Source organism: Nonomuraea sp. NPDC050536, from assembly GCF_044457685.1.
Taxonomy (GTDB): Bacteria; Actinomycetota; Actinomycetes; order Streptosporangiales; family Streptosporangiaceae; genus Nonomuraea.
Window position 1 is genome coordinate 98,039 of record NZ_JBITHD010000026.1, and the last position, 19,843, is coordinate 117,881.

The window sequence follows — 19,843 nt, forward strand, 5'->3', positions numbered from 1 at the left end:
CATGCCGGCCGGGCGGCCTCCCGATCGGTCGCTCAGACGGCGACCAGGTCGAACTCCTCCCACGGGCCGATGGCGGTGCGGTTGGCGATCAGGGACGACGCGCCGGCCTCGGCAGCGGTCACGTAGCGGTCGTTGGACAGCGACTTCAGGCTGACGCTGCCGTCCGCGTTGTGGATCAGCTTGTACGTCTCCCACGGGCCGACGGCGGTGCGGTTGGCGATCAGCGGGGACGCGCCGCCGTTGTCAGCGCACACGTACTTTCCGTTCGCGTGCGCGCGCAGTGCGATGTCGCCGTTGCCCTTGTCGATCACGTCGAACACGCTCCACTGGCCGACGGACGAGCTGTTGGCGATCAGCGCGGACGCCCCGCCGCTTGCCGCCGTGACGTACGCGCCGTTCGCGTGCGCCCGCAGGACCACACCGGTCTTGGCCGCGCCGTCGTCGTACACCTGGAACGAGTACAGGGAATAACCCCACGACGTGCCGCGGGCGGTCCCGTACATCCGGACGTAGCGTCCGCTGGCGGTGAACCCGCTCAGCGTGTCGGTGCCGCCCGATCCCCCGGTGCGCGTGGCGACGGTGGTCCAGGTGGTGCCGTCGTTCGAGGTCTGGATCTGGTAGTCCTTGCCGTACGCGGCCTCCCACGCCAGCACCGCCCGGTTGAACGTCTTCACCGACCCGAGGTCGACCTGGAGCCAGGTCGGGTCGGCGTACTGGCTGGACCAGCGGGTGGCCGGGTTACCGTCGGTGGCGTTCGAGGCCGGGAACGACGACGTCTCCACGGTGGAAGCGGTGGCCGTCGCGTTCTGCGCCAGGTCGATCGACGGACCGGGCAGGGCGGGGGCCGTGCCGGAGCCGGTGCCGCCGTGGACGGAGACCCGGTCGTAGAAGGTGATGCCCTTGCCGTCGGCGTTGCCCAGTTCCAGACGACTCACGCCGGCGAGCCCGCCGACCGTGCCGACGACGGTGCCGTCGATCGAGACCGTGGCGCTGGTCCCGCCGGTGTAGTCCCAGGTGAACCGGTGCCAGCCGTAGGTGCGCGGCACGGTGGTGGCCGTCTGCGTCGAACCGTTCTGCAGGACGTACGCCGTCGCGCTCACCGCGGTGTCCACGCCGAGGCCGACGACGCGCTGCCCGTCGTCCGCGCGGGCGAACGACCTGACCGTGGTCGGCCGGGGAACCCCCGAGTTGTACGTCGCCAGAACCGAGCTCTGCCGGTCGAAGAAGTCGACGGTGACGATCCGCTGCAGCGGCTGGCCGAAGTCGCGGACGAGGACAGGCTTGACCCCGGCCGGAGAGTTGTCGCTGTCGAGCTGCAGGGACCGCTTGCCGCCGAGGACGCCCTCGGCGATGAACTCCGTGGAGATCTGCGGCGCGGCGCCGCGGTAGGTCCACTTCGTCAGATCGAGCCCGGACTCGAACGCGTCCTGGAAGTAGACGTTCGACGGCGGAACCGGAGGGGTCACCTGCGGCCTGTACCCGCTCGGGAACGACGCCGTCAGCCCGATGTTCGCGTAGTCCATCCTGGTGTCGTCGAACGTGGCCAGCTGGTTGACGGCCGAGCCGTAGTCGATGTTCGTGTTCGTGAGGCTGATGACGTCCGAGTACTGCTCGATCGTCATCAGCTCGGCGTTGAAGTTCTGCGGGTTGACGGCCTTCAGATTGCTGATCGTGAAACCGGAGCAGCCCATGTCGAGGTTGAGGTCGTTGGGCGCGTAGTCGGCCATGGACGGGTTCGAGCCGACGTCGTCGATCAGCATTTGGTCGATGGTGTTGACCCGGTTCGCGGTGGCACCGTCGGTGCCCCGGTAGAGCATCGCGCAGAAGAACCCGCCGTCGTCGCCGCCATCCTGCTGGAGGTCGTGCAGGTAGTTGCGGGTGAAGACGTTGTGGTGGGCATACAGGTCCGTCATCCGGTTGTAGCCCTTGTCGTTGGGTGTCGCGGTCCCGGTGTTGCGGGGCCAGCCGCCCATGATGAACAGCCCGCGGCGTGGGGAGTTGTAGATCTCGTTGTTGGACACCGTGGTGGCGGTGGCATTGTTGATCGTGATGCCGGCGGTCTGGCCGACGAGCTGTCCGACGTCGTGGATCAGGCTGTTGGTCACCGTGTTGTCGGTGGTGTACCCGTTGCCGGAGGCGTCTCCGCCTGTTCCGGGGTATCCGCCTTCGACGTTGACGCCGCCGTGCCCGGTGGCCTCGATGAGGGAGTTCGAGACCGTGACGTGGTCGACGCCGAGGTAGAGCTCGACGCCGAACATCCCGGCGTTCTTGATGTGCGCGTTCGTCACCGTGATGCGGCTGGCGTTCGTCATCACGATGTTGCCGGTCTGGAACTCCACCCGCTCGGTGGACTCGCTGTAGGACGGCAGGGTGGCGCCGGCCGCCTCCGGTGGGTAGGTGCCCATGCCCGCGCCGGCGTCGCCCCAGTTCCAGCCGTAGGAGTAGTAGTCGGGGAAGTCCGTGCCCTCGAACGCCAGACCGTCGAAGGTGATGTTCGATGCCTGGTTCGTCCGCGAGGCCCCGGCGACCCGGAGGATGCTCTCGGTCGTGGGGACGACGATCGACTGCTGGTTGGGGTCGGCTCCGTTCACGGGGTAGTAGTAGAGGTCGCCTGTCGTCTTGTTGTAGTAGTACTCCCCGGGCGCGTCAAGGAAGCCCAGGTTGCCCTGCACGAAGTAGCGCGATCCGCTCGCCATCGGGTACTTGGGCCGGTTGAGCTCGGGATGCCCGGCGACCGCCTTGAAGGCGAATGTGCGGGTGGAGGTGCTGACCGACCCGAGGGGGATGGTGTCGGTCATCCATGCCTTGCCGTAATCCCAGGCGACGAGCTGGGCGTCGAGCTGGTTGGCCTGCTGCGCGCCGGTCAGCCCCTTGATGGAGGCCGAGGTGTTGGGCAGGTCGGTGGCGCTGTAGACCAGGCTGGTCATGCCGCCGCCGGTCGCGTTGAAGTAGCCGCCGAGCGCCGAGGGGAAGCGCGGGTCGACGGCCCGGTTCGGCGTCCTTGCCGTCGTCGCGCGGGTGCCGTCGACGTAGAGGGTGTTGAAGGGGGTGCCGGTCCCGACGTTGGTCTTGTACACGCGTCCGGCGGCGCTCGCGGGCAGGGCCGCGTCACTGCCGGTGGTGGCGGTGACGAGGTTCCAGGCGGAGGTGACCGGGTTGCCGCCGACGAACCTCGCCGAGCCGACGGCGCTGCCGGGCGCGTTCCGGTAGATCACCTGGAAGCCGCCGGTTCCGGAGTCGGCGTTGGTGAATTCCACCGGCGCGGGGGTGTAGTAGGTGCCGGGGCCGATGTTGACCACGATGTCGCCGGTCTGCGTGCCATCGGCCCGGAGGCTGTTCACCATCTGCCGTGCGTGGTTGAGCGTGGCGAACGGGTGCTGCTGGTCACCGACATTGGTGTCGCTGCCCGGTGTCGTCGGATCGTTGGGCGGGGCGACCCAGAAAGTCGTCTGGGTCGTTGCCTGGGCCACGGGGTGACCCGGGACCATGCCGACGAGCACGAACAGCCCGAGTAAGCCAGCCGTGCCACGGCGTAAGCGGAACGTCGTCATTGCCGAGGACTCCTCATCACTGGTGCCGACGATGTGCTGGACCGGGGCGGCGTCGGCAGCCGGATCCCGTTCGCATCAGCGCCCGTCGCGCCGCCACTGCTCGTACTCGGCGCGGGTGGCCCGGGTCAGCGGGTAGTAGTCGCTCAGCCGTGCGCCCTCGTCAATCCGCCGGCGGCTGAACACCTCCCACTCCTCGTGGTCGCGGGCCTCGGCGACGACTGCGGCGGCCTTGCCCGCCGGGACGACCACGGCGCCGTCGTCGTCGGCGACGACCAGGTCACCGGGGAGGCACAACACGCCGCCGACCGCGACGGGGACGTCATAGGCCCACGGAAAGAGCTCGGACTGGGAGGCGTAGTGCGGGGTCGTGCCCCGGCACCAGATCGGGACGCCGAGCTGCCGGACGCGTGGCGCGTCGCGGATGTAGCCGTCGACGACGATCCCGGCGCCGCCCTTACGTTGGAAGTAGCGGACCAGCATGTCCCCGAAGCACCCGGAGAAGGGGCTGCCGAAGGCCTGCACGACCAGGACGTCGCCGGGTTCGACGACCTCGAGCACCTCCCACAGGGCGGTGTGTTTTTCCACGTCCTCCTGCCCCAGTCCGGTCGCCACGTCTTCGCGTTGGGGCATGAACTGGAGCGTCCGCGCGACCCCGGTGACGCGGTGTCCGTCGACGAGCGGGACGGGCCCCTGCACGAAGGTGCGGCGGACGCCGTCCGCGTGCAGCTTCGCGCAGGCCGTGGCGGAACTGACCCGGGCTAGTTCGGCGACCAGGGCCGGGTCGGGCGTGGCGGGGCGCGTGCCGCGCACTGGGATGGGCCACACGGGGTCGGCCGGACGGGTGCTCATGAGTTGTTCTCCGAAGGTCTGATCGCGTCGAACGTCTGATGCCGCGGCGGGTAGGCGCGCAGTGTCATGTCCAGTTCGAGGCGGATGGTGTGGGCCGGCGGCAGGGACACGACGAGCCTCGGGCCGTCGACGCTCAGGCTGAACCGCTCTGCGGCCGGGGCGGGTAGCGCGTAGCCGAGCGGATCGCCGGGGTGGCTGTCTTCACGGCGGTCGTAGGTCACCCGGTCGATGCGGTGCTCGCCGAAGGCGCCCGCGCTGAGCCACAGCAGCCGGGGCCGGGTCGGGCTGAGGTTCACCAGGGTCACGTGCGTCGAGCGGTCGTCGAGGTGGTCGATCAGGGCCGCGACGTCGGGTGGCAGACCCGGCCGGCCCGCTTCGGCGTCCCCGTACCGCAGTCGCGCGTGCTGCAGCCCGCCGTTGTAGAGCACCTGCGGGGCGCCGGTGGTCAACTGCGTCAGGACTTCGGTGACCACCGGGTTCTTCCGCTGCCACCAGTGGATGTCCTCAACGTCCCGCTCGTCGTCGGCGGCGACGAGCGACAGCCTGTGCGCCGCCTGGGCCGCCGCCATGGCCAGTGCTTCCTCCGGATAGCGCGGGTTGTCGCCGTTGAGGTAGGCCAGCCACGGCGTCTCGTGTCCGGCCTCCTCCTTGTCGCGGAACGCGCGTACCCGGGCCCAGTCGTACCCGCTGCGCGCACCGATGTCCCGCAGCACCTCGGCGTCGCCCTTCTCCATCGAGTACCACCACAGCCACGTCGGGAACGCGGTCTGCATCGGCTGGAAGTCGAACCACCCCGACGGGCCGTGGCGATGCGGGTACAGCATCACCGGGAGCTTCGCCTCGTCGGCGAGCCGCTCGGTCCAGGGCCGGCGCTGGCTCATCTCGGTCTCCGGCACCACGCCGGGGCGGCGTTGCTCCATCACCTGACGCAGCGGAAGCCGGGCGAGTTCCAGGAGCCCGGCGTCGCCGCTCACGAAGGCGGCGTTCATGCCGCCGATCAGCGCGGCGGCGCCGACGGTGTGGTAGCCGTGCGGCCAGGTCCACCCGTAATGCCCGCCGTACCAGCGGCCGTCGTGGTACTCGCCGACCTTTCCCGACAGCCCCACGTTGTCCGGGAAGACGCCGCCGAGGTCGCGGGCGCGGGAGAGCCATCCGCGCACGTAGGTGGTGATCCACTCGGCGTAGGCGGCATCGTTGCCGTACAGCCAGGCGTTTGTCAGCAGGGACGTCGCGCACAGGTTGATCGCGGTGTCGCCGCGGCCCAGGCGCTCTCGCATCGCCTGCCCCATGGTCCGCGCCTTGACGTCGTCGGCGAGGTCGTCCCACCCGGTGATGCCCGGTACGTCGTGCAGCGGCAACCCGTAGGGGTGGAAGATGTCTGCGTCGGGCGGGAAGGCGTCCATCTCCTCGCCGAGGCCGGGACGGGGTCCGTCCGCGCCGTTGTGCGGGGCCCTGATGATGTTCAGTTCGGCGTCGTAGTTCCCTTCTGGCGCCCCGGCCAGGTACAGACGGGCGAAACGCTCGGCCCGCTCCCGGAAGTCCGGATCCCGCGGGTCGGCCGCGCAGATCCCGTAGAGGAACAGCAGCGACTCGCCCTGATGGAACCAGTCATAGCCGCGGTCGAACTCGTCCTTGAGCAGGCCGAGCTCGGTGAGCTGCGCGGTGATGCCGTGCCAATGGCGTTTGGCCGCGTCCAGTACATCGGAGGAGCCGCCGAGCAGGTACAGGGCGGGCCAGTTGAAGAAGGGTTCGTAGAAATCGTCCGCACCGTCCCGGCCCATCGGATGGTCGCGGTAGGCCAGCCGTCCGTCCGGCTCGCAGTAGCGGCGCTCGAAGACCCGCCATGCCTCGTCGAGCACGTCGAACAACCGACGCTGCAACACCGCCCAGGTCGGCGGTGATCCCAGCGGGACGGTCGCTGCGACGCGAACCTCCGCCCCGGATCGCGGCTGCTCGACCGCCAGGTCGTCACCCATGTCCGATCAATGTCCTTTCACCACGCCGGGCCCTCATCGCCACGCGGCCCCCGGCAGTTCATTTCAGGAGCTCTCGCCGAACGCCTGAATCACGTATCCGCTGGCAGTTCGATGACGGTCCCCTCGGCCCGCGCGCGTTCCGCGGCGAAGACGACCCGGTGGCTGGCCAGGCTCTGCTTCAGGCCGGACGGGATGTCCCCGGCGGTGCCTTCGCGCAGTCCGCGGACGAATGCCTCCAGCAGCGCGCGGTCGCCTCCGCCGTGTCCGTCGGCGGCCGTGTGGCCCGTGCCGGCGTCGGAGTCGATCACCGTGGTCCGCTCCGACAGGAAGTCGAACAGCTCGAGGTATCGCCCGTCGCCGGTGATCTGACCCCGGGTGCCGAATACGCGGGTCTTGCGATTGGTGCCCTGGGCGAACGCCGTCAAGGTGAAGCTCACCGTCGCACCGCCGTCGAATTCCATCTGGACCACCTGGTGGTCCACGACGTCGTTGTCGCTGGCGTAGACACACCGTCCGTACGGTCCGTGCGCCAGCGCGTCCTCGACCGCTTCGGCGGTGAGCTGGCCGGCCATCACCAGCGCGTTGTAGCCGTCGAAGGAGTCCGGGGCGGCGACGCCCCGGCGGTAGACCCGCGCGGCGGAGAAGGCGCAGTCCGGCTCGATCGAGCAGTCGACACACCGGTCGGCGGCCCTCTCGGGCCGGTTCGCGGCGTTGAAGTGCTTCAGGCTGCCGAACGAGGAGACCCGCTTCACCGGGTGGTTGATCAGGGACATCAGCCAGTCGATGTCATGACAGGACTTCTGCAGAAGCAGCGGGCTGCTCTCGTCGGCGCGGCGCCAGTTGCCTCGCACGAACGAGTGGGCGAAGTGCGAGTGCCCGATCGGCTCCAGGTGCTCGATCGAGACGATCTCCCCGATCGCGCCGTCCGCGAGCAGCTTCTGCAGCGCGACGGTGTAGGGCGTGTAGCGGAGCACGTGGCACACCGCCGCGTGGACGCCGGCCGCCTCGACGGCCTCCAGGATCCTGACGCAGTCCTCCTCTGTGGTCGCCATCGGCTTCTCCAGGAGGATGTGGTAGCCGCGCTCGGCGAGGGCCAGGACGGCCTCCACGTGCTGGTGGTCGAGCAGGCTGACGACCACCATGTCGGCGAGCCGGGGCGCCGCGGCCAGGTCGCGCCAGTCCTTGAAGACGTTGTCGGCGGGTATGTCGAACCGGGCGGCGAACCGGTCGCGCGCGATCGTGCGGGGCTCGGCCACCGCCACGACGCGCACCGGTTCTGGCAGGCGGACCGCGGTGTCGGCGTAGGCGAAGCCGCGCGCCCCTCCACCGGCCACCGCCATGGTCAGGTGCCTGCCAGGCGAGTCGACGACATTGGTGAACTGCGAGCCGGACATGCTGTGGATCATCCCTTCGTGGCCCCGCCGAGCAGGCCTTTGACGAAGTAGCGCTGGAAGAACAGGAACAGGATCAAGATCGGGATGGTGGACAGCACCATGAACGCGAACACCGCTCCGAAGTCCGAGACGTGCTCGCTGATCTGGCGGTACATGCCGACGGTCACGGTGCTGCCGTTGGCCGGGCCCAGCACGATCAGCGGTGTGATGAAGTCGTTCCACACGCTGACCGCCGCGAAGATCAGGACGCTGGCCGCGGCGGGTCGCAGCAGGGGGAAGACGATGGACCAGAACGTCCGTAGCGGCCCGGCTCCGTCGAGGGCCGCGGCCTCCTCGAGATCCAGCGGGATGTTCTTGATGAAGCCCATGAACAGCAGGGCGCCGAACGGCAGGTTCGCCGCGACGTTGACCAGCACCAGGCCCAGAACCGTGCCCATCAGGTGCAGTTGCCCGAGCACCTCGGTAATCGGTTGGAGCGTGACGGCGCTGGGGATCATCAGGCCGGCCAGGATCAGGACGGCGATGAAACGGGCGCCGCGGGTCTTGGTACGCACCAGGTAGTGCGCCAGCATCGCCGAGAGCATCGTGGAGAAGACCACGGACAGGGCCGTGACCTGGACGCTGTTCAACAGGCCCGCCCAGAACAGGTGGTCGGTCCGGCCGGTGACGTTCCGGATGTTGTCCAGCGTCGGGTGCAGGGGAAGCGTTCCGGGGTGGGCGAAGATCTCCGTGCCCGGCTTGAGGGTGTTGGCCAGCACCAGGTAGACGGGCAGGATGAACACCGCCGTCACTGTCAGGGCCGTGAGGGTCCTAACCGGGCCGGTCCAGGTCTGCGTGGTCACAGTTCGACCTCCCGGCGGCGCAGCAAGCGGAGGGCGGCGAAGGAGACGGCCGCGATCAGCACGAGCATCAGCGTGGCCTTGGCAGCGCCATATCCGATGTGCGCCCCATCGATGCCGGTCACGACGACGTCGAAGGCCAGGGTGGTGGTGGTGCCGATGCCCGGGCCGCCGTTCGTCATGACCTTGACCTGGTCGTAGGCCTTGAATCCGCCGATCATGAGCAGGACGGTGCAGATGGTGATGGCCGGGGCGATCATCGGCCAGGTGACCGCGCGGAAGCGGGCCACCGGGCCGGCGCCGTCGATGGCCGCGGCCTCCATCAGCTCCTGTGGGACGCCTTGCAGGCCCGCCAGGTAGATGACGACGCACAGGCCGAGCATCTGCCAGCACATGATCCAGGCGACGCTGTACAGTGCGATCCCCGGATCGGACAGCCACCCCGGCGGGTGCGCGACGCCCAGGCCGCGCAGGACCCGGTTGAGTAGTCCGTCATCAGTAATGATCGTCTCCCAGATGACGCTGACCACGACCGAGGACAGCACCACCGGGACGAAGAACACCGCGCGCATCGCGTTGAAGGCCCAGCCGCGCCGGTCCAGCAGCTGCGCGATGGCCAGCCCGAGGACGTTCGGGACGATCGTGACGATCGCGGTGAGGACCAGCGTGTTCCGCAAGGTCAGGAGATACGCGGGGTCGGAGAATAGGTCACCGTAGTTCCGCAGGCCGACGAAGTGGGTCGCGGGGCGGAACTCGTTGCGATCGGTGGTGCTCGTCCCGATGGCCATCACCATCGGGACGAGCACCAGGCCCACGTAGACAGCCGCGCCTGGCAGCGCGAACACCAGGAAGCGGTACGTCCCACCCCCCGAGGCGCCGATCGGCGGTCTTGCCCGCTCCACCGATCCGAACGGTCCCCGCCGTCCGGCCGCCGCCGGCCGATCGTGGTTCTTGACGCCTTGCATGTGCGGCTCCAAGTTCAGGTCCCGATGGGATCTAGCGCGTCGCCGCGGCGTACCGCTGGTCGAGATACGCCGCGAAGGCCTGCGGCGACTTGCGCCCGGTGGTCAGGTCGACGATCGCCGCGTTCAGCTGGTCGGAGAAGCCCGGCGGCAGGGAGCCGTCGCCGGCCGTGTTCATCCAGGCCGGCACCGTCTGGCCGCTCTGCTGCGCCTTCTGGTAGATGTCGAGCGTCTGCGTGTACATCGCCCCGACGTTGGCCGGCGGCGTGTAGCCCTTGATGCCGATGATGAGCCCGTCGGCCAGGACGCTGTTGTCGAGATTGGTCTTGTCCTCGGCGAACGCCAGGGCCCACTTCTTGGCGAGGCCGACGTCCTTGGCCTTCGAGTTGACCATCAGACCGCCGCCGGTGACGACCGGGACGACGTTCTGCCCGGCGTCGCTGGGCCAGCCGAAGACGCCGACGTCGAACGACGGCTTGTTCTTGTCGAGGGAAGCCGAGAACCACGAGCCCATCGGGTACATGGCGGCCTTCTTGTCACGGAACGCCTGCTCGACGTCGGAGTAGGAGCGGCTGAGCCCGGCGGTGTCGATGTAGCCCTTCTTGGACAGGTCCGCAGCCTTCTGGGCGGCTGCCACGAAGTCCGGGTCGGTGAATTTCACCGTGCCGGCTGCGCGCTTGCTGAACCAGTCAGGGGTCTTGGTCAGCATGTCGGACGACACGATGGCCCCGAACCCGAACGCCGCCGCCCAGGTGTCCTTGCCTCCGCCGCCGATCTCCAGTGGGGTGATCCCCGCCGCCTTCAGCTTCGCGCAGTCGTCGAGGAACTCCGCGTAGGTCTTGGGCGCGGCGGTGATGCCGGCCTTGGCGAACTCGTCCTTGTTGTAGTAGACCAAGGGGATCGGCTGCACGTTGAACGACAGTGCGTACGTCTGGCCCTTGATGGCGCCGGCGTGCGGGTCGATGAAGTTCTTCATCTCGTCCGCGCTCCACGGCGCCAGCTCGCCCTTCTGCGCGAAGCCGTCCGGCGAGATGCTCGTCATGATGTCGGGCGCTTGGCCGGACGCGTAGAGCTGCTGGAGATACGCGGTGCTGTTGGTGCCGACCAGCTTCTTGATCGTCACCCCGGGCACCTTCGCACTCGCGCGGGCGATCGCGGCGTCCCAGTACTCACTGGTCAGGTTGGGGTTCTCGAACGTGAGGAACGTGAGTGTGACGGCGCTGCCGCTGCCTGACGCCTTGGTGACGTTCCCGCCTCCGACGGTACAGGCGCTGAGCGCCAGCGCCGCGGCCACCGCGACCGCCGCGGCCGTGCGAAGCCTGGTTCCACGCGGTACGTACATGCTGATGCTCCTTCGAAGAGGGGCGGGCCGCCGAAATCCGGCGGAGGCTGGGCCTTCCCCGTGGCGCGACGCAGGGGGCATGTTTATAAACAAACTTTGTTTTATATCTCGATGGCTGGTAGTGTTGCAGCTCACATCGGGACCGTCAAGAGGTGGAGATGGCTGGTCTGAACGGGGATCCCTCGGTGCTCCGCAAGCTCAACTCGGCGGCGGTGCTGCGCGTCCTGCACAGCGCCCTACTGTCCGGGACCGCGACCGGGTCCGGCACACCGACGCAGCCTGGTTCGATGACGCTCACCGAGATCACAAAGGCGGTGAACGTCTCCCGGCCCACCGTCGAGGATGTCGTGGAGTCGCTGCTGGAGCAGGGTCTGCTGAACGATCTGGAGCCGACGGGCGGGACGGGCCGCGCGGCCGGTCGGCCTGCCCGGCGGTTCGGCTTCCGGGCCGACGCCGGCCACGTCGTCGGCGTCGATGTCGCCCCCGACTGGGTCCACGTCCTGACGGCCGATCTGGTCGGTACGATCGTGGCCTCCCACCACGCGCCGGTGTCCCGGCGGGCTGACGGACCCGAGCGGCTGGAAGCGGTCCGCCGCGCCGTGGCACAGGTCCTCGACGACGCCGGGCGCGGACGGCGACCCGTCCTAGGCGCTGCGGTGGCGACCACCGGCATCGTCGACGCCGCCGGCCGCGTCGTGCTGTCCAATCTCCCCGGCTGGACCGGCGTGGACCTCTCGGCGGAGCTCGGCGACATCGTCGGCGCGCCGATCGTCGTGGAGAACGACATGCGGGCCGGCGCGGCCGCCGAACGCTGGATCGGGGCGGCTATGGCCGCCGACAATGTCGTGTATCTTCACGCCGGGCTGCGCATGGGCACCGGCTTCCTGATCGACGGCCGCATCCCGAAGGGCCACCACGGCGGCGCGGGAGAACTCACGCGGGCAGGTGGGAAGCAGGCGCTCAAGGCGTACCGCCGCCTCCTCGATCACCTACCGCCCGCCGACCCGGAACACGGCAGCGGGCCGGACGGCCCCCCTCGGGATGTGCGGCCGTTGTTCGAGGCCGCCGCCCGCCACGAGCCCGCCGCCGAGTCGGCGGCGAAGGACTTCGCCCGCCGTTTCGTCAAGGCCGTCGAAGGCCTCATCGTCTCGATCGACCCCGAGGTCGTGGTCGTCGGCGGCAGCCTGGCTCTGGCAGGCGACATCGTGGCAGAACCGATCCGGAACCACCTGGCCAAGGCATGCGTCTTCCCCCCGCGCATCGAGGTGTCCGGGCTGGGCGACGACTCCGTCGCCCAGGGGGCCATCCGGATAGCGCTGGACCAGGTCGAGGCCCAGCTGTTCCTCACCGGGAACGGTCAATCAGATCGCGACGCCCGCTTGGGCACCCTCCCCGCCGGAGCGGATCTGGAGGCGATCATCGACCGGGTTCGAGAGTCCATGACATGAGCGGCTTGGCCGAGTAGAACGAGTCGTCCTCGATATCGGGCACGTGTGAGTGCCCGAAACTCGGCCGGCGGGGGTGACCTGCCTGCGGTCCCAGACGATGGTGAAGGCGGTGCGGTCGTAGCCGTTGCGGGTGCGGGCCTGGACAGAGTTGTCGGTCCGCAGTGGCGTGACCAGGTGATCTGGTACTGCTCGCGGGCTTGGACGATGAGCTCGGCTGAGGAGTAGCCGGCATCCAGATAGTGCTCGGCGGGCAGCAGGTCGCGCCGGGCCAGGTGCTGGTGGATGGTCGCGGTCATCGCCGTGTCGGGCTCGGTGGCGTCGGTGGTGGCCACGTTCGTGATCAGGTTCGGCGGCCTCGTGCCGCGGTCGGTGGCTGCGCCGTCGGCGAGGTTGTCTTGGGTGTCGGCTGCGGGGTGGCAGGTTTCGCTGATGTGCACCTTGTAGCCGTTCCACAGCAGTTCGCTGCCTTTGGCCGCCCAGCGGGCGTCGGGGTCGTAGGGGGAGGCCAGCCGGTATCTGCCTGGCGGCAGGCCCTCGCCACCCGATGCGAGGTCCTGCCGCCGTTTGATCACCTGCCGTCCCCGTCGGTCGGTGGTGCGCACATAGTTTTGGATCAGCATGACGCGCAGCACATCGACGGTCGGCAGGTGGCGCAGCCAGGTCGGGGAGAACGGCGCATACACGGCCTCGACCAGCGCATAACCGTCCGCCCCATAGACCCGCGCCAGTTCCTCTTGCTTGGTCTTGGAGGTGGGCATCCGCCAGGAATCGACCCGCAGCCGATAGCGTTCGGCCCAGCCGGGCACCTCCAGCACCTGTTGCACCCAGCCGGGCGCGGCCACTGCCAGCGCCTCCAACGCCGCCCGCACGCACTCCCCAGATCCAGCGGGAGGTCGAGCACACCGACCTAGACGGCCAGCAGAAGATCAGCAGGTTCGAGTACGGCTGGCCCGCCTGGTTGCCCACGAGATCGACCACCTGTACGGCCACCTCTACACCAGCCGCATGCGCGCCGACGTCGCGTCCATCCCTATGGAGGAGTATCGCGGGATCGGCCAGCCTTGGACCCATCCTCGGGAAGCATTCCCTGGGCCATGAGCCCGCGCCATAGACCGGACATGCTTGCTGCTCCGCGGTGTCGATGCTCAACGCCAGCAGGTCGTGATCGCAGCCCCGCCCGCGTAGCGGTAGATCGCGTCAGACTCCAGAGGCTCAGGTCAAGGCCGGCGCCACGCCAGTCGCCAGCCTTGTGCCCAGATTATGGCAGACAGGCGCAGCACCATCTGCCTTTCGACTTCCAGCCGGATCTTTCGCCATCGATACCCGCACAAGTGCACGGCCGATCAGCGGCGTGTCATCGAGGCACCTGGCAGATGTTGTGGGTGCGGCGCGCGTCGTACGGCGTGCGGCGAGCTGCGCGCGGCCCTGGACGAGTTGCGCTAGCCGGGGCGTCTCCGCGCGCAGCTCGCCGATCGCATCTGCGAGCTTCGCGCCGCGGTCGGCCTGGGGGACAAAGCGAGCAGCACTCACTCCACCCCTGCTCCAAGGCCATGGCGCGACTCCGGCGGAATCGGGCAGGCGCTTGGTGACCAACCGCAGCGCGGGCACCGGCCCCGCCCGCCCCTCACCACAGAAAGGAGCGCCCCATTCGCGACCAACCTCTTCCGCGGCCGAGCCGAGCCCGCCCGGAGCATGCTCGGGAGCGTGGTGTTCCCCGATGGGCCGCCGCAGACCATCGCGTACGACTACGACCCGGCCCGGGCCACCCAGCTGGTGCGCGCCTCCGGGTATGACGGCAAACCTCTGAAGCTCATCTACGGCAGCAGCTACGCCGACTCGGTCGCGATCGCGGCGGCGCTCCAGGCGCAGTGGAAGAAGATCGGCGTCAACGTCTCCCTCGAACCGATGGAGTTCGGGGAATGGCTCAAGGCCGTCACGGCTCCGCAGCCGCACCAGGGCTACGACCTGTCGGTGACGACGATCGGCTCCGGGACCATCTCCCATCAGCTGGACATGATGATCTGGACCGAGCACTTCGGCAGCGGCTGGCCCACCGCCGAGGTCAGCCAGGCCATCGCGAAGTTCTCCGCCGCGCAGACACCCAAGCAGATCCAGCACGTCCTGGTCGATTTCGAGGGCCGCCTGTCGAGCGAACTCCGCGCGGTGCCGATCACCTACGGCGGATACATCTGGGTGCTGCGTGACGGCGTCGGCGGCTTCTCCCCACGAACGTCGCAGTACGTGCGACTGAACACGGTCACCGTTCCATAGAAAGAGCACGACAGTGATTGATCTGACCTGTGTCCGGTTCGACGAGATCCCGATGCTCGCGGGCGTCGAAGTCGTCGGCGACTGGTTCTCGGTGGACATCGAACGGACGGAGCTGTTCTCCGTCGCGTCGTACTGGACGGAGAACGAGAAGGCGTTCGAATCGGGACTGTATCCGCCGGGAATGGTGGAGGGATTCCACCTCGTCTCGCTGCTCGACCACCTGAGCAACGCGATCCTCCGGACCGATCCGGCCTCCTGCACGGGGTGGAACTACGGCCTCGACGGCGTCCGTTTCATCACCACGGTCCGTGCGGAAGACAAGATCAGGCTTCGCCTCAAGGTATCCGAGGTCCGGCCGAAGGGCCCCGCCTACGTCCTCACCTTCGACTGCACGGTGGAGCGCAGCAACAGCGAGCGCCCGGCGTTCGTGGCCACCTGGCACGCACAGGGGCAGGGTCCTTACCTCAAGAGCGAAAGAAAATCTGTAGCCGTCACAGTAGACATTCGCGCCATGGGCGGCTAGAGTTCCTGACATCGCAAGGGACGGATCCACGAGGGCAGCGCAGCACGAGCACCACGACGGGGCTGCCCGGACGGACGTGGACAGCAGTACAGAACACAGCAGTACAGAACGAGGAAGAGGGCAGAAGGTCGGGCTGCCGCGGCCAGTGTGGTTTGAGCAAGAGGGCCGGGGCGGTGGACGCGCTGCCATGTGAAGGAAGTCGGCACCCGCGGTCGGGGTGCCGAGGCACGGATAACTGGAAGGGAGTGTTGAACGCCATCAGGATCGCCCGTCGCCGGCCGCACATCGCCGCACGGGTACCGCAGCTCCACGAAAAGGACGGTGGTCTACGGTCACGCTTACGCGATCCCCGCACCCCGCATCGGGCGGCTGGTGCGGATCAAGTGAACCGCCCCTGCAGCACGCAGGCAGGGCCGGTCGATGGTGTTAAACCTCTGGGCCCCGGCGCATCATGGCGCCGGGGCCCCTGTTCGCATTTGGGAAGGTTGAATGGATCAAACACCTCAGGCAACGGTCACCGCCTCCAAGAGGGAGCGGCCCCACCCCACCGGCGCTCACCCGGCCGATCACCCGGCCCAGGCGGTCGAAGCGGCTGGCAGTCCCGGGCAGCGGCTCGATGACGAGGACTATCCCGCCTACAGCATGGGCCGGGCCGCCGAGATCCTCGGCGTCACCCCGGCGTTCCTGCGCAGCCTCGGCGCCGCCAAGCTGATCGAGCCGCTACGCAGCGAGGGCGGTCACCGCCGCTTCTCCCGCTACCAGCTGCGCCTGGCCGCCCGCGCCCGCGAACTCGTCGACGCCGGCACCCAGCTGGAAGCGGCCTGCCGCATCATCATCTTGGAAGACCAGCTCGCCGAGGCGCTGCGCATCAACGAAGAACTCCGCCAGCGCGAAGAACTCCGCCAGCGTCACTGACCGCTCCCGGCCCCCGGCCACACCCGGGGGCATCAGGACAAGCCGCGCCCGAAATGCCGGGCAGCCACGACAATTCCACGACAGCGAGGCCGGCGCCGCGCCGGCCGTTGCAGCTGACCGCCCTTCCGGGTGTGAGTAGTTGAGGTACAGAAAGTGCCGCTGAGATTGATCTTGGTCTGATCTGCCTACTGTGTGGGGGCTTCGAGCTGGCGGGGCACTGCGCCGGCGCGCAGTTCGCGCAGGTCGGGGATGTGGTTGTAGAGCGTGCCCGGCGAGACGCCGAGCAGCTTGGCGATCGAGGTGATCGAGCGGCCGGGGTCGGGCAGCAGGTCGCGGGCGGCCCGGATGATCTCCTCGGTGGCGACGCTGGGGCGTCCGCCGACCCGGCCGCGGGCGCGGGCGGCGGCGAGGCCTTCCTTGGTGCCGATGACGATGAGTTCGCGGATGAACTCCGCGAGCGCGGCGAAGACGTGGAAGACGAGTCGGCCGCCAGGGGTGGTGGTGTCCAGGTTCTCGTGCAGCGAGGTGAAGCCGATGCCGCGCTCGCGCAGCTCGGCGACCATGTTGATGAGGTCTTGGAGGCTGCGGCCGTAGCGGTCGAGCGAGGGGACGACAAGCGTGTCGCCCGCGTCGAGGAACGCGTGGCACGCCTTCAGCTCGGGACGGAGCGCGTCTTTCCCGGACTTCTTGTCCGCGAAGATCTTCCGGCACCCGGCGGCGGTGAGCGCGTCGAGTTGGGCCTTGCCGCTGCCCAGAACCCGTACGTGGCCGGGCTGGCGCTCGCCGTCTGCGGGGCCGGCATGGGCGCCACGATGGTGCTCGGGCCCTCCCTCCGGCAGGCGATCGTCCCGGCCCACCTCATGGGCCGGGGTCGCCTCCACCTCCCGCATGCTGGCCATGTGCGCCGCCCCCATCGGGGCCTTCGTCGGCGGCTGGCTCGCCACCACCTACGACATCCGCACCCCGCTCTACGCCGCCGACGGCCTCCTCCTCGCGATGACGGCCGTCACGGCAACCATGACCAGCAACCGCCGAGTCGAAGCGGCGCTGCGGGCCGCCGCCCCGGCCGGCGGTCCAGATCACCCGGCATCCAAGGAACCCGCCCGGGAGAGTGCACTCGGCTTGATGTGACGCGTGCCACGAAGACGTCACCATGGCCATGTAAGCGAGTTGCGACGTCGTTTCGACGCGAGATTGGGAGTCCCACGCTCGCACGAATAGGCGATGTTCACGAGAGCGGGAGTCAGTCGTTCCTGTCCTGTTGGGAGTCGGGCGGTGATGCGAATAGTGCCTGGACGGTTTCGGTGGCCAGGTCCAGCAGCCAGGTGTGGGCGCGGTCGTCGTCGTGGCGCTGGTGCCACAGCAAGTACAGCGGGATGGCGGGCATCTGGAGTGGCAGTGGCAATGTGATCAGACCGAGTTGGTCCCGGGCCGCGCGGGTGACCGCGTCGGGAAGGGTGACCACCAGGTCGGTGTCGAGGGCTAGTTGCAGCGCGATGGCAGCAGTGGGCGCGGCGGCGGCGACGCGGCGTTCGTGGCCGCGTGTGGTCAGGGCTTCGTCTATCGGGTCGCGCAGGCGTCCGCGGCGCGAGACGGTGACGTGGTCGGTGGCTGTGTAGCGCTCGACGCTCAGCGGGCCTTCGGTGAGCGAGTGGCCGGGGCGGACGGCGACGACGAACCGGTCTTTGCCGACGAGGCGGTGGCGGATGTCGGGGAGGGGCGGCAGCGTGGAGCTGGATTCGAGGTCGACCTCGCCCCGGCGTAGGTCGGGGGTGTCCGTGCCGGGTTCGGCGGGCAGACGCAGCTGCACGCCGGGGGCCTGGCGGTGGATGGCGGCGATCAGGGCCGGACCGCAGGCGACGGTCAGGGCGTCGTGCCAGCGCAGGGTGAACACCCGCTCCAGAGTCGCCAGGTCGAGGTCCTGCTGCGCGGAGAGAAGCTGATGGGCCTCCTGCACGAGGGCGTGGACCTGGGCGCGGATGGCCAGTGCGCGGGTGGTGGGGACCATGGTGCGACCGGTGCGGACCAGGATTTGGTCACCGGTGACCCTGCGGATGCGGCCCAGGGAGCGGCTCATAGCCGGTGGGGTGACGTGGAGACGGGTCGCGGCGCCGGCGACGCTGCCCTCTTCCAGCAGCGCGTCAAGCGCCGTGAGCAGGTTCAAATCCAGTTGCATGAGAGTAACTTTACGAGTGAAAAGCATGCACTTGTTGTTAATCAAAAACGGACCTACCTCCGCGACGAGTTCGGCGATCACATCGGCCGACAGACCGATGATCCTCCGGTCGTCGATGATTGCTGCACGAGACACGTTCCCACCACACGACCATGATCAGCGATCGAGAGCTCGACGTCTCACCGCCAACGCTGAGCCCTCCCTCCGTGCGCGGCACCCGCGCGACAGCCTCTCACCCTGGACACCCTGCTGAACCTCGACGGCGGGTGAAGCCGGAGATGGTGGCCACCGACACCGCCCCGTACGGCGACATGGCCTTCGGCCTGTACAAGATGGACGAGGGCGTCGCCCGCCTCTCCCCGCTCATGCCGGCATATCAACTTCTTGGGCCGCTACCTGTGCGACATTAAGGCCGCCGACCACGGCCGGGGCCTGCGCCCCTTCCGTGACCCCGACGCTGCCGAAGGCGACTACGGTGCTGGACAACTACGCCACCCGCAAAACCCCGGCCGTCAGGATCTGGCTGCCGGCCCACCCCGCCTTCACCTGCACTTCACGCCCACCGGATCGTCGTGGCTGAACCTGGTGGAACGCTGGTTCGCCGAGCTGACCAACAAGCAGATACGACGAGGCGTCCACCGATCCGTGCAAGCCCTGGCGGGTCGTTTCGGGGAATCGCGTTGCGTCGGGGGTTCGGCGCGCGGAGGCCGGCGTCGGGGTGTGGAGTTCCCCGCTGAACCCCCGGTTGATGCTGCCGGATCGTCAGGGCCGGACGGGGAGGTTGGCTTCCCATCCGTCGAGGAGTCGTTCGAGTCCCAGTTCGAACCCGCGCTCGGCGCTGTCGGCCGCGTGGGGGAGCTCGGCATCACGAATGACCCGGGCGAGGAGTGGGTGGCGCCCGGTCTTGACGACTTTGTCGAGGTAGGGCGCGTGGGCGTCCATCCATTCCTGTATGCCGACTCCGGAGCGTCGGACGGCTTCCTGTTGGGCGAGCTCGCCGATGGCGTAGCCGCGGACGAAGGCCTGCAGCGTGTTGACAACGGTGATCATGACGTCGATGTCGAAGCCGAGGGGATCGAGGGCGGCGAGTGCGTATTCGGTGGCATCGAGGGAGTTCGGTCCAAGTGATGGGCGCCCTGCTGCGAGGGAGGCCATCCAGGGATGCCGGTGGATGGTGGCTCGGGAACGATGGGCCAGGCTTCGCAGGTCGCTGCGCCAGTCGTCGGTGGGGGCAGGCGGGCCGCCGTCTTCGGCCGCTACGGCGTCGAGCATGAGGTCGAGCAGGTCGTCTTTGGACGCCAGGTAGCGGTAGAGCGAGGCTGTGCCCGTTCCCAGTTCCTTGGCGACGCGCCGCATGGACAGTGCCTCGATGCCCTCGGCGTCGGCGATCGCGATAGCGGCGCTGGTGATCTCCGCCCGGGTGCGTGACGGCGCAGGGCCTTTCGCGGCCCGCTCCGGCCGGTTCCAGATCACCGTGTGAGCGTTGTCCATCGGCTTTCCTCCTTACTACTGCGCTCACTGTTCGCAGTAGTGCTATCGTGGCGCCGGTACTGCGAACACTGTATCGCAGTAGAACGGTGTCCAAGCGAAAGGGAAA

Annotated in this window: 16 protein-coding genes and 1 pseudogene; 6 read left to right on the forward strand and 11 right to left on the reverse strand. The window is 68.6% G+C overall.

The annotated features are described in order from the left end of the window. Positions 1 to 32 precede the first annotated feature (32 nt). The 7 genes from ACIBHX_RS45330 to ACIBHX_RS45360 form a co-directional block, all read right to left on the reverse strand. Positions 33 to 3,551, reverse strand: coding sequence for a discoidin domain-containing protein (locus ACIBHX_RS45330; protein WP_397074317.1), 3,519 nt, complete (start codon positions 3,549 to 3,551; stop codon positions 33 to 35). Positions 3,552 to 3,626: 75 nt separating this feature from the next. Continuing rightward, a complete protein-coding gene (locus ACIBHX_RS45335) occupies positions 3,627 to 4,400 on the reverse strand; it encodes a hypothetical protein (RefSeq protein WP_397074319.1) in 774 nt (257 codons plus the stop codon). Beyond that, a complete protein-coding gene (locus ACIBHX_RS45340) occupies positions 4,397 to 6,376 on the reverse strand; it encodes a hypothetical protein (RefSeq protein ID WP_397074320.1) in 1,980 nt (659 codons plus the stop codon). Before ACIBHX_RS45340 ends, ACIBHX_RS45335 begins: the two co-directional genes overlap by 4 nt. Before the next feature lie 89 nt (positions 6,377 to 6,465). After that, positions 6,466 to 7,770, reverse strand: a complete 1,305-nt coding sequence (locus tag ACIBHX_RS45345) for a Gfo/Idh/MocA family protein (RefSeq protein ID WP_397074322.1) — start codon at positions 7,768 to 7,770, stop codon at positions 6,466 to 6,468. Between the two features lie 8 nt (positions 7,771 to 7,778). After that, positions 7,779 to 8,612, reverse strand: a complete 834-nt coding sequence (locus tag ACIBHX_RS45350) for a carbohydrate ABC transporter permease (RefSeq protein WP_397074323.1) — start codon at positions 8,610 to 8,612, stop codon at positions 7,779 to 7,781. After that, positions 8,609 to 9,511 (reverse strand): carbohydrate ABC transporter permease, encoded by a 903-nt coding sequence (locus tag ACIBHX_RS45355; protein ID WP_397074325.1) that lies wholly within the window; start codon positions 9,509 to 9,511, stop codon positions 8,609 to 8,611. The genes ACIBHX_RS45350 and ACIBHX_RS45355 overlap by 4 nt, the downstream gene beginning before the upstream one ends. 94 nt (positions 9,512 to 9,605) lie before the next feature. Continuing rightward, positions 9,606 to 10,913, reverse strand: coding sequence for an ABC transporter substrate-binding protein (locus tag ACIBHX_RS45360; RefSeq protein WP_397074326.1), 1,308 nt, complete (start codon positions 10,911 to 10,913; stop codon positions 9,606 to 9,608). A 158-nt stretch (positions 10,914 to 11,071) separates the two neighbouring features. On the opposite strand from ACIBHX_RS45360, the gene ACIBHX_RS45365 reads away from it, so the two are divergent. Continuing rightward, entirely contained in the window at positions 11,072 to 12,361 is a 1,290-nt protein-coding gene (locus tag ACIBHX_RS45365) for an ROK family protein (protein WP_397074328.1), read from the forward strand. On the opposite strand, the gene ACIBHX_RS45370 is transcribed toward ACIBHX_RS45365, so the two are convergent. Continuing rightward, positions 12,271 to 13,230, reverse strand: a complete 960-nt coding sequence (locus tag ACIBHX_RS45370; protein ID WP_397074330.1) for a hypothetical protein — start codon at positions 13,228 to 13,230, stop codon at positions 12,271 to 12,273. The genes ACIBHX_RS45365 and ACIBHX_RS45370 overlap by 91 nt on opposite strands. Positions 13,231 to 13,930: 700 nt before the next feature. Here ACIBHX_RS45370 and ACIBHX_RS45375 point away from each other — a divergent pair. The 3 genes from ACIBHX_RS45375 (at position 13,931) to ACIBHX_RS45385 (ending at position 16,070) form a co-directional block, all read left to right on the forward strand. Then, the gene (locus ACIBHX_RS45375) at positions 13,931 to 14,632 is read left to right on the forward strand and encodes an ABC transporter substrate-binding protein (RefSeq protein ID WP_397074355.1); all 702 of its coding nucleotides are present in this window, start codon (positions 13,931 to 13,933) and stop codon (positions 14,630 to 14,632) included. 52 nt (positions 14,633 to 14,684) lie between these two features. After that, a complete protein-coding gene (locus ACIBHX_RS45380) occupies positions 14,685 to 15,155 on the forward strand; it encodes a hypothetical protein (protein WP_397074332.1) in 471 nt (156 codons plus the stop codon). A gap of 489 nt (positions 15,156 to 15,644) precedes the next feature. Then, the gene (locus ACIBHX_RS45385; RefSeq protein WP_397074334.1) at positions 15,645 to 16,070 is read left to right on the forward strand and encodes a MerR family transcriptional regulator; all 426 of its coding nucleotides are present in this window, start codon (positions 15,645 to 15,647) and stop codon (positions 16,068 to 16,070) included. 185 nt (positions 16,071 to 16,255) lie between these two features. On the opposite strand, the gene ACIBHX_RS45390 is transcribed toward ACIBHX_RS45385, so the two are convergent. After that, positions 16,256 to 16,969 (reverse strand): recombinase family protein, encoded by a 714-nt coding sequence (locus tag ACIBHX_RS45390; RefSeq protein WP_397074336.1) that lies wholly within the window; start codon positions 16,967 to 16,969, stop codon positions 16,256 to 16,258. Between ACIBHX_RS45390 and ACIBHX_RS45395 the strand changes: the two genes are divergently transcribed. Beyond that, complete coding sequence (locus ACIBHX_RS45395) at positions 16,959 to 17,201, forward strand: hypothetical protein (RefSeq protein ID WP_397074338.1); 243 nt, start codon at positions 16,959 to 16,961, stop codon at positions 17,199 to 17,201. The two genes, ACIBHX_RS45390 and ACIBHX_RS45395, sit on opposite strands and share 11 nt — an antisense overlap. 112 nt (positions 17,202 to 17,313) lie before the next feature. Here ACIBHX_RS45395 and ACIBHX_RS45400 read toward each other — a convergent pair whose 3' ends face one another. Continuing rightward, positions 17,314 to 18,246 (reverse strand): LysR family transcriptional regulator, encoded by a 933-nt coding sequence (locus ACIBHX_RS45400; protein ID WP_397074339.1) that lies wholly within the window; start codon positions 18,244 to 18,246, stop codon positions 17,314 to 17,316. A 475-nt stretch (positions 18,247 to 18,721) separates the two neighbouring features. On the opposite strand from ACIBHX_RS45400, the pseudogene ACIBHX_RS45405 reads away from it, so the two are divergent. Continuing rightward, positions 18,722 to 18,903 (forward strand): annotated as a pseudogene (locus tag ACIBHX_RS45405) (transposase); the annotation flags it as partial. A gap of 105 nt (positions 18,904 to 19,008) precedes the next feature. Here the strand turns inward: ACIBHX_RS45405 and ACIBHX_RS45410 are convergent. Then, positions 19,009 to 19,719: a TetR/AcrR family transcriptional regulator gene (locus ACIBHX_RS45410; protein ID WP_397074341.1), complete on the reverse strand. Its 711-nt coding sequence runs from the start codon at positions 19,717 to 19,719 to the stop codon at positions 19,009 to 19,011. Positions 19,720 to 19,843: the final 124 nt, after the last annotated feature.